Origin of the sequence: Bacteroides bouchesdurhonensis, from assembly GCF_900155865.1 — a bacterium.
GTDB classification, from domain to species: domain Bacteria; phylum Bacteroidota; class Bacteroidia; order Bacteroidales; family Bacteroidaceae; genus Bacteroides; species Bacteroides bouchesdurhonensis.
On sequence record NZ_LT707006.1, the window covers coordinates 1,051,575 to 1,067,389 of the forward strand.

The following is a 15,815-nucleotide window of genomic DNA, read 5'->3' on the forward strand; positions in this document are numbered from 1 at the left end:
TTAAATAAAAGTATCATGAATTCAAACATGGAAAAGCCCTACGTAGTAGGTATTGACATAGGCGGAACGAACACCGTCTTTGGAATTGTAGACGCACGCGGAACTATTATTGCTAGTAGCTCAATCAAAACAGCAGGTCATCCGACAGTGGAAGAATATGCTGATGAAGTATGCAAAAATTTACTTCCTTTGATTATAGCTAATGGTGGTGTAGATAAGATTAGAGGTATCGGAATTGGTGCTCCGAATGGTAACTATTATACAGGAACTATCGAGTTTGCTCCGAACTTGCCTTGGAAAGGAATTCTTCCGTTGGCTGCCATGTTTGAAGAAAGATTAGGTATTCCTACTGCTTTGACGAATGATGCGAATGCGGCAGCTATTGGTGAAATGACTTATGGTGCTGCCCGTGGTATGAAAGACTTTATCATGATTACACTGGGCACTGGTGTAGGTAGTGGTATTGTAATCAATGGTCAGATGGTATATGGCCACGATGGTTTTGCTGGTGAGTTGGGACATGTGATTGCTCGTCGTGGTGGTCGTGTTTGCGGTTGCGGTCGCAAAGGATGCCTTGAGACTTACTGCTCTGCTACTGGCGTAGCACGTACTGCTCGCGAATTACTAGCTGCTCGTACTGATGAAAGTTTGCTTCGTAATATTCCTGCTGAAAATATCACATCTAAAGATGTATATGATGCAGCTGTGAAAGGGGATGCATTGGCTCAAGAAATCTTTGATTTTACAGGTAATATTCTAGGTGAGGCTTTGGCAGATGCTATTGCATTTTCTAGCCCGGAAGCAATTGTATTGTTTGGTGGTTTAGCTAAATCGGGTGATTATATCATGAAGCCGATTCAGAAATCAATCGATGAAAATATTCTGAATATCTATAGAGGAAAGGCAAAATTACTTGTTTCTGAATTGAAAGATTCCGATGCTGCTGTATTAGGTGCCAGTGCATTAGCTTGGGAGTTGAAAGACTTGAAAGAATAATATCAATATTATAATAAAGGTAATAGAATCCTCGGGAGTAATTGTTTATTTCCGGGGATTTTTTATTGTTATTATTGATAGCTAAAATAAAAAAGAGGAAACTACCACTATAGCATTTCCTCTTTTTTATTTCGAATCTTAGAGATTGATTAATTAACTCTTTTTTCTTTGATTCTAGCTTTCTTACCGGTAAGAGCACGCAGGTAGTATAATTTAGCGCGACGAACCTTACCTACCTTGTTCACTTCAATGCTATCAATAGCCGGTGATTCGATTGGGAAAATTCTTTCTACGCCAACAGTTCCTGACATTTTACGTACAGTAAAACGTTTTTTGTCTCCATGACCGGCGATTTTGATAACAACACCACGGTACAACTGTACACGTTCTTTGTTACCTTCAATGATACGATATGCTACTGTTACAGTGTCACCTGCTTTGAAGCTCGGGTGCTGTTTACCTGTAGCAAATGCTTCTTCTGCAATTTTAATTAAATCCATTGTTGTTATTATTAAATTGTTTTATCGTTACAACGCAACATACCAAGTAACTCTTATCTTGACAGCGATTGCGCGAAAGCGGTGCAAAGTAACTAATTATTTGTCAGATTGCCAAATGTTTTTGTGTATTTCCTCTATTTAAAGAGGAGGTTATTTTCATTGAGTGTGTTTATAAATGAAGATTTTTATGTAAGTTTGTAGCATCAACAAAATTAGTAAAATGAAACAAAGTCATATTAAGTTTATTTCAGGATTTGTTCTGTCTGGTTTGTTTTTGTTTACCTCTTGTCACTCTACTCGTGAAGCCGGTCAAGCTAATTACGAAATAATAAAAATAGAAGGTACCAGAGTCTGTATGGATTCCACGTGGGATGCTAATCCGGATGTACAGGCAGAAACTATTCTTAAACCATATAAAGAAAAGGTTGATAAGATGATGTACGAAGTGATTGGGGTTAGTGAGATGACGATGGATAAAGGACGTCCTGAAAGTTTGCTTTCTAATTTAGTCGCAGAAGTGTTGAGACTTTCTGCTGAACGTGTGTTGAAACAACCTGCTGACATTGGCGTGATGAATATGGGGGGATTGAGGAATATACTTCCCGCTGGTAATATAACGGTAGATGCTGTGTATGAGATACTTCCTTTTGAGAACTCTCTTTGTATATTAACAATGAAAGGAACAGAAATCAAAAATTTGCTGTCTGTTATCGCTTCTCTGCATGGCGAAGGACTAAGCGGGGCCTGCATTGAGATGACAAAAGACGGGAAACTGTTAAACGCTACAGTACAAGGTAAACCGATTGAAGAGGATAAGAATTACACGGTAGCTACTATCGATTATTTAGCTGACGGAAATGACGGGCTTACTCCATTTCTGCAAGCAGACAAACGTGAATGTCCGGATGGTGCGACATTGCGTGGACTTTTCCTGGAGTATGTTAAACAACAAACCTCCATGGGCAAGAAAATAACTTCTAAATTAGACGGACGTATCACCATTGTTCCTGATACAGCTCAGAAATAAGGGGAGAAAAAGAACTAAATGCTAAATGTTTAATCTACACATTATTATGACCATTCGTAATTATATTATATTCGTTTTTTTATTGTTTCCTATGTTGATATGGGGACAAGAAACAGAGACGCTAACCATTTTACAAACCAGTGATGTACATAGCCGGATAGAACCAATTACACAAAAAGGGGATCAAAATTATGATAAAGGAGGATTTGTTCGCCGAGCCACATTTCTTTCTCAATTCCGTAAAGACAATCCCCATGTATTATTGTTTGATTGTGGTGACATTTCTCAAGGTACTCCTTATTATAATATTTTTAGAGGAGAAGTAGAAATCAATCTGATGAATGAAATGGGCTATGATGCGATGACAATCGGTAATCACGAATTTGATTTTGGTTTAGATAATATGGCACGCATTTTCAAGTTGGCTAAGTTTCCGGTAGTGTGTGCCAATTATGATTTGGATGCTACTGTACTTAAAGATATAGTGAAACCGTACGTAGTCTTAGAACGTTATGGTTTAAAGATTGGTGTCTTTGGGTTAGGAGCCCAGCCTGAAGGATTGATACAGGCTAATAAATGCGAAGGAGTAAATTATAAAGATCCTGTAAGTGTTTCAAATGAAATAGCAGAATTATTGAAAGAAGAAGGATGTGATGTTATTGTTTGTCTCTCACATTTAGGAATCCAGATGGATGAGAGGTTAGTCGCAAATACCCGTAATATTGATGTAATTTTAGGAGGACATTCACACACTTTTCTGGAAGCACCAAAGAACTATTTGAATATAGATGGCAAAAATGTCCCTATTATGCACACTGGTAAGAATGGAATTTATGTTGGACGTTTGGATTTGACCTTAAATAAAAAATGAGAATATTGATATTTGTGATAGCTATATTTTTAATCCTTCCTCTCAAAGCTCAGGAAGTGGCTACTGGTACAGCTGTAGAACCCTTATTACTTTATAAAGCCAATCAGGACGAGCAATGTCGTCAATGGGTAGATTCTGTCATGAATAAGCTTACTCTTAAAGAAAAGGTTGGTCAATTATTTATCTATACCATTGCTCCTGTTGATACCAAACGTAATCAGATATTGCTGAAAGAGGCAGTCGATACATACAAGGTTGGTGGCTTGTTGTTTTCCGGAGGAAAAATGCAGAATCAGGTAGAACTGACTAATCGTGCTCAGCGTATGGCAAAAGTACCCTTAATGCTTACTTTTGACGGAGAATGGGGATTGGCAATGCGTTTACGTGGAACTCCGGTATTTCCCAAAAACATGGTGTTGGGATGTATACAAGATAATCGTTTGATTTATGAATATGGTCGGGAAATGGCCCGACAATGTAGGCTGTTGGGAATCCAAGTTAATTTTGCTCCTGTCGCTGATGTCAATATCAATCCTAATAATCCGGTGATTAACACCCGTTCTTTTGGTGAAAATCCGATACAGGTCAGTGATAAAGTGATTGCTTATGCTTCCGGTTTGGAAGGAGGGGGAGTACTCTCTGTATGTAAGCATTTTCCCGGTCATGGAGATACCGATGCAGATTCGCATAAGACATTACCTGTATTACCTTTTACTCGCGAGCGTTTGGACAGTGTGGAACTTTATCCTTTTAAAGAAGCGATTCGTGCAGGTGTGAGTGGAATGATGGTTGGACATCTTCAAGTGCCCGTTATTGAACCGGTTGGAGGGTTGGCTTCTTCTCTGTCCCGTAACGTGGTGTACGATTTACTCACAGATGAATTAGCCTTCAAAGGCCTGATTTTTACCGATGCACTTGCAATGAAAGGAGTGTCTGGCAATCAAAGTATATGTCTACAGGCATTAAAGGCGGGTAATGATATTGTATTGTCTCCCCGCAATCTTAAAGAAGAGATACCTGCGGTGATTGAAGCTGTGGAAAAAGGTGAAATCAGTAAAGAAGATATTGAAAATAAATGTCGCAAGGTTTTGACTTACAAGTATATACTAGGATTAAAGAAGAAACCGCATGTACAACTTTCCGGTTTAGGACAACGAATCAATACTCCACAGACACGTGATTTGATTCGCCGATTAAATTTGGCGGCAATAACCGTTCTGAATAACAAAAATCAAGTTCTTCCTTTACATGCAGATACAAGCCAGTCGGTGGCACTACTTGAAGTTGGTGATGTAGGAGAGACGAATCCATTAGCTCAGCAACTGTCGAATTATGTATCTATATCCCGTTTCCGTCTACAACCGAATTTAGCAGAAATACAAGCCCGGCAATTAAAAGACTCTCTGGCAACTTATAAACGAATTATCGTTGCAATTAGTGAACAGCGTCTTGCACCCTATCAGGCCTTTTTTGCTAAATTCGCTCCTCAGACTCCGGTTATTTATCTGTTTTTTACTCCGGGAAAAATGATGTTACAGATTCAACAGGCAGTAACCGCTGCTTCGTCTGTTGTATTAGCTCATAGTTATGATGATGATGTGCAGAAACAGGTTGCCGATGTTTTATTTGCTAAAGCGACAGCTGATGGAAGATTGTCTGCTAGTTTGGGTGGAATATTTAGTGCCGGTGCAGGAGTGACCATTACTCCGCAAACTCCATTACATTTCATTCCAGAAGAATACGGTCTTTCTTCCACCATCTTGCAACGAATAGACTCAATTGCTTTGGATGGTATTCGTCAAGGAGCTTATCCCGGTTGCCAGATAGTGGTGATGAAAGACGGTCATTTGATGGTAGATAAAACATTTGGTACTCATTCCGGAGAGGGAAGTAACCGGGTACAACCCACCGATGTTTATGATTTGGCTTCACTTTCCAAAACAACAGGTACATTACTTGCTCTGATGAAACTTTACGATAAAGGGCGTTTCAACCTGACAGATAAGATTTCGGATTATTTGCCTTTCCTTCAACGGACGAATAAGAAAGATATAACAATTCAAGAACTGCTTTATCATCAGTCAGGATTGCCAGCAGGTATAGCTCTCTATCAGGAGGCAATAGATAAAGATAGTTATGAAGGACGATTGTTTAGTGCACGAAAAGATGCACATCATTCAGTGCAATTAGGTACTTCCACTTGGGCAAATCCCAAATTTGAGTTTAAAAAAGAATATGTTTCTCCCATTGAAAAAAAAGAATATAACTTGCAAATCTCTGATAGCTTATGGTTGAATCCTGCCTTTTTGAAAGAGATGGAAAAGAAAATCGTAGAGGCTCCGATGAAATCGAAAACGTATACATATAGTGATGTAGGTTTTGTCCTGTTACGTTTGTTAGTAGAGCAATTGGCAGGTGTACCAATGGATACTTATCTTCAACGTGAGTTCTACCAACCGATGGGATTAGGACATACAGGCTATTTGCCTTTACGCCGTTTGCCGAAATCAGTTGTAGTCCCTTCTTCCGACGATCATTTTTTGCGTAAAACAACGCTTCGAGGATTTGTACATGACGAAACAGCTGCATTTCAAGGGGGAGTTTCCGGGAATGCCGGATTGTTCTCTACGGCGCGGGAAGTTGCTCAGGTTTATCAGATGTTACTGAACGGAGGTGAATTGAATGGCAAACGCTATTTGAGCAAAGAAACATGTCAGTTGTTTACAACAGAAGTGTCCAAAATCAGCCGTCGGGGATTGGGCTTTGATAAACCGGATACAAAGAATCCGAGGATGAGCCCATGTGGCACTCATGCTACGGCAAAAGTATACGGACATACCGGATTCACCGGAACCTGTGCTTGGGTAGATCCTGATAATAGATTGGTTTATGTCTTTTTGAGTAATCGTATCTATCCGAAAGTAACGAACGGTAAATTGAGTAAAATGAATATCCGTGAGAACATACAAGATGTAATTTATGAGGCGATGAAGCAATAATTAATTTTTTTATTAGTAATAAAAAAAGTGCCCTTTTACAATGGAAAGCAAAGGGGCACTACTTATTAATATAAGTCTAGTTAAATTATTTATCCTTTAGAAAGACAAACCAACGCGGAAACCGAAGTTATTCAATCCATCTACACTATAGTGCAGTACATCAGCTTTATTGGTACCATAGCTGTAGTACAATGCTAAGTGCAGCCCCGGTCCGTAGGCCCAAGGAAATACGTTGATACCGATTTCAGGAGAAGCATAGAAACCCCAGCAATTTTCTCTGGCTTCCAGCATATTGAAGTTAGAACGGATTTTAGCATATTCAGCACCTAATTTAGCACTAATGTATGGTTGTACTGTTCCGCCTCGATTCCATTGATAACGTGCAGCGGCACCAAAAGGCAACTGGAACATTGTATGCTGTTGGTCAGTAGTTACATCACCTGCCCCCAATTTGAATGTTTCGCGAGGAAAATACTCATGATTGCTGTGATAATTTAAGAAGAGTCCTAAACCTAAGTTCGGAGTTACGAAGTAACCACCTTCAAAGTTCATACCCCAACCGCTGGCTTTGTCGGCAAAATTATTACTCAACGGAACGTTGAATTGCCAGTCTATATTTGCATATCCGTTGTCAGATAACTGTGCCTTAGCTGGCATAGCGAAGGCAATGGCAATGACTACTAGGGCCACCACCTTGAAATATATATTCTTTCTTGTTTTCATAACAGTTGTAGTTGTTTATTTATTAGTAAGATAGGGGGACTGAGCGAATGATTGGTTGACTGCTTGTACAGCGAGTGCACGGTTAATCACTTTAGAACCAGTTTCAAATCCAGTCAGATAGCTACTCCATAAAATAGGAAGTTTTTTGTTCGTACCTTGTTCTGCTTCCAGATTTACAATTTCAGTCAGGAATGAATTAGTGCTATAGCTATAAGTCACAGCATATGGATAATACCATCCACCCCAATTACCCCAGTAAGAAGGTCCCCAGTAACTTGGATATCCCCACCACCATTCGGGCTGTGAATAACTGGTGAAATAATAAGTACTAGCAATATAGCTCACTTGGATACCAAGATCTGCACTTTCCTGATCAGGAGCCGGTTGGTAACCTCTTGCTTCCATATTTTCCGCATAGGCAGCCAATATCTGTTCAGCACCTTCCCCTTCCAGATATTCTGGTTCCTTGCTATCGGATATAATCAGTATCTTATCTGCCAGATAGAATGTACTAAAGTCTTTAAAGTTGGCTTGCTTGTCGTAGTTAGTGTATACCAGATAATTGTCATCCAGCTTACCCATGTCCGGGTCTTTTTCGCAAGAAGCGAGTGCGAAGACCGCCAATAAAATAGGAATTAATTTCTTCATATCATTTATAATGTTTAGGTTATATAAAAATCGCGCCCTGGTACCTCGGGGCTTTTGTTACAAACAACAAGGAAAGTGTAAAAAGGTTCGCTCAAATGATTATCTTTGCCAGATAATTAACATTCTAACTATATGAAACGCATTCAAATAAATTTCGTCGGATGGCTTTCTATCTTGCTGCTGACGGCAATTATGCCATCATCTTTGTTGGCACAGGAAAGTTTTCTTCAAAAGATTGAAAAAAACACTTCTATTACCGGAATAAAACCACTCGAAACGAACCGCTTTTCTGAGAAATATGTGATGTTTTTGACACAACCGTTGGATCATCGTCATCCCGAAAAAGGAACTTTTCGTCAACGTGTAATTGTAGGTCATGTCGGTTTCGACCGCCCTACAGTGATTGTAACCGAAGGATATGGTGCTGGGTATGCCTTGAGGTCGCAATACAGAGAAGAAATCTCCGAATTATTCGATGCAAATATGATCTTTGTTGAGCATCGTTATTTCCTCGAATCCACTCCCGATCCATGTGATTGGCAATTCCTGACAGCCGAGAATTCGGCAGAAGACTTGCATTCTGTGACTGCGACTTTCAAAACTCTTTACTCTGGAAAGTGGATTAGTACAGGTATCAGTAAAGGTGGTCAAACGTCTCTTTTGTATCGTGCTTTTTTTCCTGATGACGTTGATGTTTCGATTCCCTATGTAGCTCCTCTTTGCTATGATCTTGAAGATGGACGGCATGAACCTTTTCTTCATCGCGTATCTACGAAAGAAGACAGGAAAAAAGTAGAAGATTTTCAGTTGGAAGCTTTGAAACGAAAGGCAAGTTTGTTACCACGTTTCGAGAAACTATGTACTGAAAGAAAACATACATTCCGTATTCCCTTGGAAGAAATCTATGATTACTGTGTACTGGAATATTCTTTTGCTTTTTGGCAATGGGGAACTCCTGTCGGCCAAATACCGGAATCTTCTGCTTCTGACGAAATTATCTTTGGGCATTTATTGAACATCAGCGATCCTTCTTATTTTTCGGTCGAAAGCTCTAATCTCTCTTTTTTTGTACAAGCAGCTCGTGAATTGGGATATTACGGCTATGATGTGACTCCCTTCAAATCTTATCTCTCCATTGAGACAAGCAAAGATTACCTAAGGCACATAATGTTGCCCGAAGATTTAGAGAATATAAAGTTTGACAAGAAGCTGAGTAAGAAGATTGTGAGATTCTTGAAAAAAAACGATCCGAAAATGATTTTTATTTATGGTGAAAATGATCCTTGGACAGCTGCTGGCGTCACTTGGCTTAAAAATAAGAAGAATATTCATGTCTTTTTAGAACCAGGTGGCAGCCATCTGGCGCGGATAAGTACTATGCCTGAACCTGAAAGACAGAAAATTATTTCTATTATAAAAGAATGGCTGGGCGAATAATGATTTCCGATTGGTAAGTGATGAACTCCACAATAAAAACTAAGAATATCTGGGCGAATAGGATGAAAGCCTGATTCGTTTAGATATTCTTAGTTTTTTGTTTTTTAGTCAAACGTTACTAATCCTCAAATAATGGTTTCAGCAAATCCGGAATCTCTACTTTATCTAATTTCAGTTCATTCATCCTTTGCTTTCCGGTTGGGCTAAGATGAAAATACATCTGCCTTCTATCTTGATTCCCAAGAGTTCTGATAATTAAAGACTTTTCTTCTAATATCCGGAGCATTTTCGACGTATGAGAAGGACTAAGCTCTGTTTGTTTAGAGAGATTAGTGGCTGTCATCTTTTGAGGCGATTCTTGCAGGGCACATAATATAATAGCCTCATTCAGGGATATTTTATAAGTCTTTTCAAAAGCAATCTCAAAGTTGGACATTGCTCTGAATACTTCTCGCATTGCACATATTGTTTTCATATACAGCTAAATATTTGTTCATTTTAAATTATTCTTTTTTATATGAACAGGTTGATATTAGCATTATCAGCACGTTCCATGTAAGTTGCCACACCGCCGATAGTTACTCCATCAAGAAGCTCTTCCTGTTTTACCCCCATCACATCCATTGACATCTGGCAAGCAATAAATTCTACACCGTTCTCTAAAGCTTGCTGGCGCAGAGATTCCAGTGAGTCAATACCTTTTCGGTTCATGATATACCGCATCATTCTCCCTCCTATACCTCCCATGCTCATTTTAGAGAGTCTCAGCTTATTAGAGCTTGAGGGTAACATCATGCTGAACATTTTTCCGAAAATATCTTTCTCGACATTTGGCTTATGCAACTTTTTGATAACGTTCAATCCCCAAAATGTGAAGAAGATAGTAACTTTCTGTCCTGTTGCTGCTGCACCGTTAGCTAGTACAAAAGTAGCTAAAGCCTTGTCCAGATCATCGCTAAACATAATAAAAGTTTTCCCTTTATTGTCACAAGAAGTAACAATATTGCACGATTTTGGTTCTCCTTTTTCAATAATAACTATTGATTTTCCTCCTACAGACTCTTTTTTAATCAGTTGGTTCCCTGTTGAGTTGCACCATGCGGCAGCATCGCGGGGAAATCCGGGGTCAGTGGCTGTGATTTCTACCCGTTCTCCTGAAGCGAGCGTATCCATCGTTTTTTTCATTTTTAAGATAGGTCCCGGGCATTGCAACCCACAGGCATCTACTTGAATAGTTTTGGCTACTTCAACAGTAGGAGTAGTCACTTTGTTTTGTTGTACGGATGCATTATTAAGTATAATAGGGGCTGTAGCAGCGCGATAAGTTTTCAGTCCCCCGGAAAGATTGCGTACGTTTTCAAATCCGTGTTGTATCAGAATTCGATAGGCGAGATAACCTCTCAATCCAACGGCACAGAAAGTATATATCATCTTATCCTTGGGAAGTTCAGCCAATCGGTCACGCAACTCATCCAGAGGAATATTCACCGCATCTGGTAGAGTTCCTAATGCAAATTCATCCGGCGTACGAACATCGAGCAAGAAATTGTTCTCCATCTCGATATCTCTTAGTTCCCTCCAATAGACTGGTTTCACTTTACCGGTAATTATATTTTCTGCTACATATCCTGCAACAGCTACCGGATCTTTTGCAGAAGAGTATGGAGGGGCATAAGCCTGTTCTACTTTCATCAGATCGTAAATCGTGCCTTGGTGTTTAATAACAAGAGCTATTTCATCAATACGTTTATCTACTCCATCATATCCTACAATCTGTCCACCATATAACTTTCCGGTCTCTTTGTCGAAAGTAATTTTGATACTCATTGGCATTGCGTCCGGATAATAACCGGCGTGCGAGGAAGGGTGAATCGTACTTGATAAATAGCTGATTCCTGCCTGTCGAAGTTTTTTCCCGGGTAATCCGGTAGCAGCAACTGTTAAATCGAATACTTTTGCAATTGAAGTACCGATCGCACCTTCATATGGGATCTTGGCACCTAAAATATTGTCTGCTACGATACGTCCCTGACGATTGGCCGGTCCGGCCAGATAGTTAAGCCAAGCTTTGTCTGTAATCGGATGACGGAATTCGATAGCATCACCAATGGCATAAATCGATTCATCGGAAGTTTGCAAGTAATCATTAACAGCAATACCGCCCGCTTCTCCGATTGTTAATTCTGCGGCACATGCCAGGTTTGTTTCCGGACGTACCCCGATAGACAAAATAACAATATCGGCAGAAATAGAATGACCATCCTTAAAGAAAACTTTCAATCCTTTACCCTCTTTTTCAAAAGAAGCTACCGCTTGTCCCAAGAAAAGATTTACTCCTTTATCCATCAGATGTTGGTGGACCAGAGAAGCCATTGAGAAATCAATAGGTGCCATTACTTGGTTGCCCATTTCTACAATAGATACTTCCGCTCCCTGTGAGTGCAGATTCTCTGCCATTTCTAGCCCAATAAATCCGGCACCGATAATAACTGCCTTACGGGGAGCGTGCTGATTGATATATTCTTTGATTCGGTCTGTGTCCGATACATTCCTTAAGGTGAAAATTCCGTTCAGATCAATTCCCGGTAGGGGAGGACGAACGGGAGAAGCCCCCGTTGATATTAATAACTTATCATAGCTTTCTTCATAGGTGTCTTCGCTACTTTGGCGTACGGTTACCGTTTTTCTTTTCCGGTCGATAAAGATTACTTCATTTTCTGTCCGTACATCGACGCGAAAGCGTGTGGAAAATGCTTCGGGAGTCTGAACGAATAATTTTTCCCGTTCTTTGATGACTCCTCCTATGTAATACGGAAGTCCGCAATTTGCATAAGATATGTACTTACCTTTCTCCAGCAGAATGATTTCTGCTTTCTCATCTGATCGTCTGATGCGTGCGGCTGTGGTGGCACCTCCTGCAACTCCTCCTATAATTATTATTTTCATATTTTAATTATGTAAATAGTTTCCTATGGAAATAACAAAGAGACATACTAAATTGTTCTTAGATTCATGGAAAAAACTTATATTTGCGTATCGTTCCATTATCTCTGATTATTAATAAAAACATACATAATGAAAACACGACTGATATTTATTTTTTGCTTTCTGTTATCGGTAATGATAGTAAGTGCCCAGAATGGTCAGGAGGATTATTTAAGAAAGGTATTAGGTAATCTTGAGAAAATAGAATCAGCTACTTATTTTGTAATCGAGCAGACTTGGGAGCCAGGTGATACGACCGCATTAGTGAATAGAAGAACTTTTTGTATCGAGTACGACCATCCCGGTGATACTACTATAGGAGCGAGATTTGTCAATTTTGATGGAATTGATACTACGAAGGCTGTGTTTGGTTATGATGGAACTATTCGTGCCATTGCTTATCATGATATTAAAAAGTTAGAGATAGATGATTTCACCACAAAGCCTTTACCTTTTAGACCCTTATCTTCCCCTTTCTTTAATTATACCAGAAATATAATTAAGTATGCACTTGAAACTCCGGATAACATAACAGTGGAAGTGGAGGATGATGCTGCCAACTGGCATATCAGAATCGTTATCAATGAGAATGAACAAGTCGAGTTTTTTGGAAAGGCCTGCCATCTGCCTGCCAATCCGTATTGTTGGGATCCTACTTCTATATATGAGTTATGGGTGAGTAAGGCAAATGATCTGCCTTATAAAGTGCGAAGGGAGATGTCGACTAACATTTCGATGAAAGAATGTCTGGATGCACAATTGAATAGTGCTTCGAAAGAGAAGTTTGATCTTTTATCGTTTTTCCCGAAGGATTATAAAATAGTGAAGTATGGTGAGAGAAAAAATGTGCAGCATGCTTCGAAACTGCTTTCTAAGAAGGCTCCGGACTGGACTTTAAAAGATGCTGCTGGAAAGACGGTGTCTCTTTCTGATATAAAGAGTAAAGCTCTATTGATACAGCTTACAGGAATAGGCTGTGGCCCTTGTCGTGCATCGATTCCTTTCTTAAATAAACTAAGGACGGAATTTAGTATAGATGATTTGGGGCTTGTCGCTATCGAAACATGGAAGCGAGAGGGACATGCGCTTCAAAATTATATTAATCGCTATGGCATAAAATATATGCTTTTGGGTGGGACGGATGAAATAAGCAAAGAATATCAGACCGGTGGCTCGGTTCCGGTTTTCTTCCTGTTGGATGAAAAGCGGATTGTCAGAAATGTTTTTAATGGGTATGGTGAAAAGGTTACTGACAAAGAGATATTGAATGCTATAAATTTACTGAACCTTTCTTCAGAATGATAATTTACTTGTTTTTGGATGCATAAAAAAGACTTATATTTGCGCACCCTGTTTTGCCATTCTTCTTATTAAAAGACTCACTATGAGCAAAATTCTTATTATAGACGATGAGAGCTAGAACCGTAGCCTCTTGGCTCGTATGTTGGAATTAGAAGGGTATGAAGTATGTCAGGCAGGCGATTGCAAAGCTGCTATGAAGCAGTTGGAGATTTAATTGCCCGATAGCTTTATGCGATGTTTTTCTTCCTGATGGGAATGGGGTAGACTTGGTGCTGGATATTAAAAAGGTGAATCGAATGCGTTGAAAGATAAGAAGGGCGTTTTCGTGAAGACTTATTCTATCGTCTTTCCGTATTTCATTTCAGGTACATCTTCCGCCACTTCGCGAACGTACAGGCGATATAAAGATTCTAGCTACTGCTTTTGCAGAGAAATTTTCCGAAAAACTCTCTGCCATGGAACGGAGACATATTGCCCGTGTACTTGAATATACTAAAGGAAATAAGACAGAAGCTGCCCGCTTATTGAAAATCGGACTTACTACACTTTACCGGAAAATAGAAGAGTATAAGATATGAGTTGAAGTTTTTGATTCGTATAAAATTGAATTGTTTTATTCTAATATGGAGCTGTAATGCTAAAAAATGTGATATTTGAGAGAAATACAGTGAAAAAAGAAGAGATGGTATAATCTTTTATTTCTTTTATTTGTTGTATTGACAATAGCCGTTAAAGGATTGCGTTCATTGAGATAAAATTTAGAAAAGCGTTCCACTTTTTTACATAGTAATGAAATTACCGATTTCTTTTACCTTAGGGTATAAATTACGATATGTGAAAATGGCAGAGCACCTGCGTTGATGGTAGAAATATGCGTGGGCGTTCTTCATTTTTGTGTTGTATAGAAGGGTAGTTATTTTGCTATCTTTGAAGATAAAAGGCTTATGTCTTATACTATAATGAAAGAATAGAGCTACCATTTATCTTGGATGGAACAGAGGTTTTTATTGATAGAATTCTTAGTGATTGAATACTTCTAAACTGCTTGTGTCTCTTTTTTATTATTAATTTTTAATTTTGATCTTGCTATGGATAAGAAAATTGTGGGTGCTAACGCTGGAAAAGTATGGTATGCTCTTAAAGAAATTGATGAAATATCTATTCCGGAACTTGCCCGAAAACTCAATCTGAGTGTGGAAAGTACTGCGCTGGCTGTTGGCTGGCTAGCTCGTGAGAATAAGATATGTGTGGGACGTAAAAATGGTCTGATCGAGGTGTACGATGAGAATCATTTCGCTTTTTCCTTTGGATGAATCTTTTATTCTAAGCACTTTTTAATTCATAACTAATAGTATACCAATTCTTAAATTGAAAGAAGTGGTTTTGCAAAGAACAATCTTTTTAGGTTGTTCTTTGTTTTCGAAATGCTTAATTGGGGTGTTAATTACTTAAATTATGCTTTAGAGACTATTATTTCTTTTTCATCTATAATGTGATGTTAGATCTTGAACATGGGTATTGTAAAGTAAAGGGTTGGGCAAGGTGGTTACCGTTTTTGAGTTAAAGAGTAGGTTTTATTACATATAGTTTAAAAATGATTTTTTTATCTGCAACTTACACCAAATCGTATGTATTTATTTGATAGATAGAAGTTTGATGGTGTGCAAGATACGGTGACAGATCGGTTGCAGATCAAGTATCTGTCACATCCGTTTTTTGTCTGTATATTCATATTATGCTGTTTATCAGCTATTAATACCCTGCCTGATACCCATTAATACTCTACTTGATAGTTATTAATACCCCATATTTTAGTTATTAATAGTCTATAATTCCACGATCAAACGTCTGTTTTTGGTTTAATATGATTTGGCTTAATCAACTTCCCGGTGTGGAATTATATTTTTGATATCTTATTTAGCAACTAGCACTTTGTTTTTAGGCATAGTCACACTTAGTTTTAAGCATAGTCAAAATGTCTCGTAACAACGTAGAATACAAAGTGTTTCACTGCTTGAAACACTCTGTTCGGTATATCTAAACACTTTGTTTCGCATCTTTGAACACTTTGTTCTCACTGCTTGAAACACTTTGTTTTGCACCTCTGAACAGTTAGTTTCAAGTGTTGAAACTAAAAGTTTCACCCTAATGAAACGTTTATTTCCCCTGCTTGAAACTAAACGTTTCCCCGCCTGAAACTCCTAGTACCCCTATATTATAACTATTCCTGTATTTACTTCACACCCTCATGTTATACTTCCTATTTCACTTCCCCCATATTTGTTTTTTTCCTGGTTCACTTTACTCTTTCAGTTATTCCTTCCTGA

12 protein-coding genes and 3 pseudogenes are annotated in these 15,815 nt (G+C 38.8%); 9 read left to right on the plus strand and 6 right to left on the minus strand.

Going from position 1 to position 15,815, the window contains the following annotated elements; genetic code table 11:
* The first annotated feature begins 15 nt into the window (after positions 1–15).
* Entirely contained in the window at positions 16–996 is a 981-nt protein-coding gene (locus CZ225_RS04215; RefSeq protein WP_077153079.1) for an ROK family protein, read from the plus strand.
* A 149-nt stretch (positions 997–1,145) separates the two neighbouring features.
* Here CZ225_RS04215 and rplS read toward each other — a convergent pair whose 3' ends face one another.
* Complete coding sequence (rplS, locus tag CZ225_RS04220; protein ID WP_077153080.1) at positions 1,146–1,496, minus strand: 50S ribosomal protein L19; 351 nt, start codon at positions 1,494–1,496, stop codon at positions 1,146–1,148.
* 220 nt (positions 1,497–1,716) lie between these two features.
* On the opposite strand from rplS, the gene CZ225_RS04225 reads away from it, so the two are divergent.
* The 3 genes from CZ225_RS04225 (at position 1,717) to CZ225_RS04235 (ending at position 6,393) form a co-directional block, all read left to right on the plus strand.
* Positions 1,717–2,523, plus strand: a complete 807-nt coding sequence (locus CZ225_RS04225) for a 5'-nucleotidase C-terminal domain-containing protein (protein ID WP_077153081.1) — start codon at positions 1,717–1,719, stop codon at positions 2,521–2,523.
* 91 nt (positions 2,524–2,614) lie between these two features.
* Positions 2,615–3,394: a bifunctional metallophosphatase/5'-nucleotidase gene (locus CZ225_RS04230; RefSeq protein WP_392387528.1), complete on the plus strand. Its 780-nt coding sequence runs from the start codon at positions 2,615–2,617 to the stop codon at positions 3,392–3,394.
* Entirely contained in the window at positions 3,391–6,393 is a 3,003-nt protein-coding gene (locus CZ225_RS04235) for a serine hydrolase domain-containing protein (protein WP_077153083.1), read from the plus strand. The genes CZ225_RS04230 and CZ225_RS04235 overlap by 4 nt, the downstream gene beginning before the upstream one ends.
* 96 nt (positions 6,394–6,489) lie before the next feature.
* Here the strand turns inward: CZ225_RS04235 and CZ225_RS04240 are convergent, their stop codons facing one another.
* Both CZ225_RS04240 and CZ225_RS04245 read right to left on the minus strand, forming a co-directional pair.
* Entirely contained in the window at positions 6,490–7,116 is a 627-nt protein-coding gene (locus CZ225_RS04240) for a porin family protein (RefSeq protein WP_077153084.1), read from the minus strand.
* 15 nt (positions 7,117–7,131) lie between these two features.
* Positions 7,132–7,764, minus strand: coding sequence for a DUF4136 domain-containing protein (locus CZ225_RS04245; RefSeq protein ID WP_077153085.1), 633 nt, complete (start codon positions 7,762–7,764; stop codon positions 7,132–7,134).
* Between the two features lie 132 nt (positions 7,765–7,896).
* Between CZ225_RS04245 and CZ225_RS04250 the strand changes: the two genes are divergently transcribed.
* A complete protein-coding gene (locus CZ225_RS04250; protein ID WP_077153086.1) occupies positions 7,897–9,201 on the plus strand; it encodes a S28 family serine protease in 1,305 nt (434 codons plus the stop codon).
* Between the two features lie 118 nt (positions 9,202–9,319).
* Here CZ225_RS04250 and CZ225_RS04255 read toward each other — a convergent pair whose 3' ends face one another.
* The 3 genes and pseudogenes from CZ225_RS04255 to CZ225_RS04260 all read right to left on the minus strand — a co-directional run.
* Positions 9,320–9,676: a MarR family winged helix-turn-helix transcriptional regulator gene (locus CZ225_RS04255; protein ID WP_077153087.1), complete on the minus strand. Its 357-nt coding sequence runs from the start codon at positions 9,674–9,676 to the stop codon at positions 9,320–9,322.
* Positions 9,677–9,714: 38 nt separating this feature from the next.
* Positions 9,715–10,443: pseudogene (locus CZ225_RS24830) on the minus strand (DsrE/DsrF/DrsH-like family protein); the annotation flags it as partial.
* A 51-nt stretch (positions 10,444–10,494) separates the two neighbouring features.
* Positions 10,495–12,147 (minus strand): annotated as a pseudogene (locus CZ225_RS04260) (FAD-dependent oxidoreductase); the annotation flags it as partial.
* 129 nt (positions 12,148–12,276) lie between these two features.
* Here CZ225_RS04260 and CZ225_RS04265 point away from each other — a divergent pair.
* The 4 genes and pseudogenes from CZ225_RS04265 (at position 12,277) to CZ225_RS04280 (ending at position 14,801) form a co-directional block, all read left to right on the plus strand.
* Positions 12,277–13,488, plus strand: a complete 1,212-nt coding sequence (locus CZ225_RS04265; protein ID WP_077153089.1) for a peroxiredoxin family protein — start codon at positions 12,277–12,279, stop codon at positions 13,486–13,488.
* An 82-nt stretch (positions 13,489–13,570) separates the two neighbouring features.
* Positions 13,571–13,775, plus strand: a pseudogene (locus CZ225_RS24950) (response regulator); the annotation flags it as partial.
* A 168-nt stretch (positions 13,776–13,943) separates the two neighbouring features.
* A complete protein-coding gene (locus tag CZ225_RS24955) occupies positions 13,944–14,066 on the plus strand; it encodes a helix-turn-helix domain-containing protein (RefSeq protein ID WP_262352082.1) in 123 nt (40 codons plus the stop codon).
* A 510-nt stretch (positions 14,067–14,576) separates the two neighbouring features.
* A complete protein-coding gene (locus CZ225_RS04280; RefSeq protein WP_025076144.1) occupies positions 14,577–14,801 on the plus strand; it encodes a winged helix-turn-helix domain-containing protein in 225 nt (74 codons plus the stop codon).
* Positions 14,802–15,815: the final 1,014 nt, after the last annotated feature.

Coding starts and splice junctions, on each gene's coding strand:
- CZ225_RS04215 (WP_077153079.1), top strand. CDS start 16: ATGAATTCAAACATGGAAAAGCCCTACGTAGTAGGTATTGACATAGGC.
- rplS (WP_077153080.1), bottom strand. CDS start 1,496: ATGGATTTAATTAAAATTGCAGAAGAAGCATTTGCTACAGGTAAACAG.
- CZ225_RS04225 (WP_077153081.1), top strand. CDS start 1,717: ATGAAACAAAGTCATATTAAGTTTATTTCAGGATTTGTTCTGTCTGGT.
- CZ225_RS04230 (WP_392387528.1), top strand. CDS start 2,615: ATGTTGATATGGGGACAAGAAACAGAGACGCTAACCATTTTACAAACC.
- CZ225_RS04235 (WP_077153083.1), top strand. CDS start 3,391: ATGAGAATATTGATATTTGTGATAGCTATATTTTTAATCCTTCCTCTC.
- CZ225_RS04240 (WP_077153084.1), bottom strand. CDS start 7,116: ATGAAAACAAGAAAGAATATATATTTCAAGGTGGTGGCCCTAGTAGTC.
- CZ225_RS04245 (WP_077153085.1), bottom strand. CDS start 7,764: ATGAAGAAATTAATTCCTATTTTATTGGCGGTCTTCGCACTCGCTTCT.
- CZ225_RS04250 (WP_077153086.1), top strand. CDS start 7,897: ATGAAACGCATTCAAATAAATTTCGTCGGATGGCTTTCTATCTTGCTG.
- CZ225_RS04255 (WP_077153087.1), bottom strand. CDS start 9,676: ATGAAAACAATATGTGCAATGCGAGAAGTATTCAGAGCAATGTCCAAC.
- CZ225_RS04265 (WP_077153089.1), top strand. CDS start 12,277: ATGAAAACACGACTGATATTTATTTTTTGCTTTCTGTTATCGGTAATG.
- CZ225_RS24955 (WP_262352082.1), top strand. CDS start 13,944: ATGGAACGGAGACATATTGCCCGTGTACTTGAATATACTAAAGGAAAT.
- CZ225_RS04280 (WP_025076144.1), top strand. CDS start 14,577: ATGGATAAGAAAATTGTGGGTGCTAACGCTGGAAAAGTATGGTATGCT.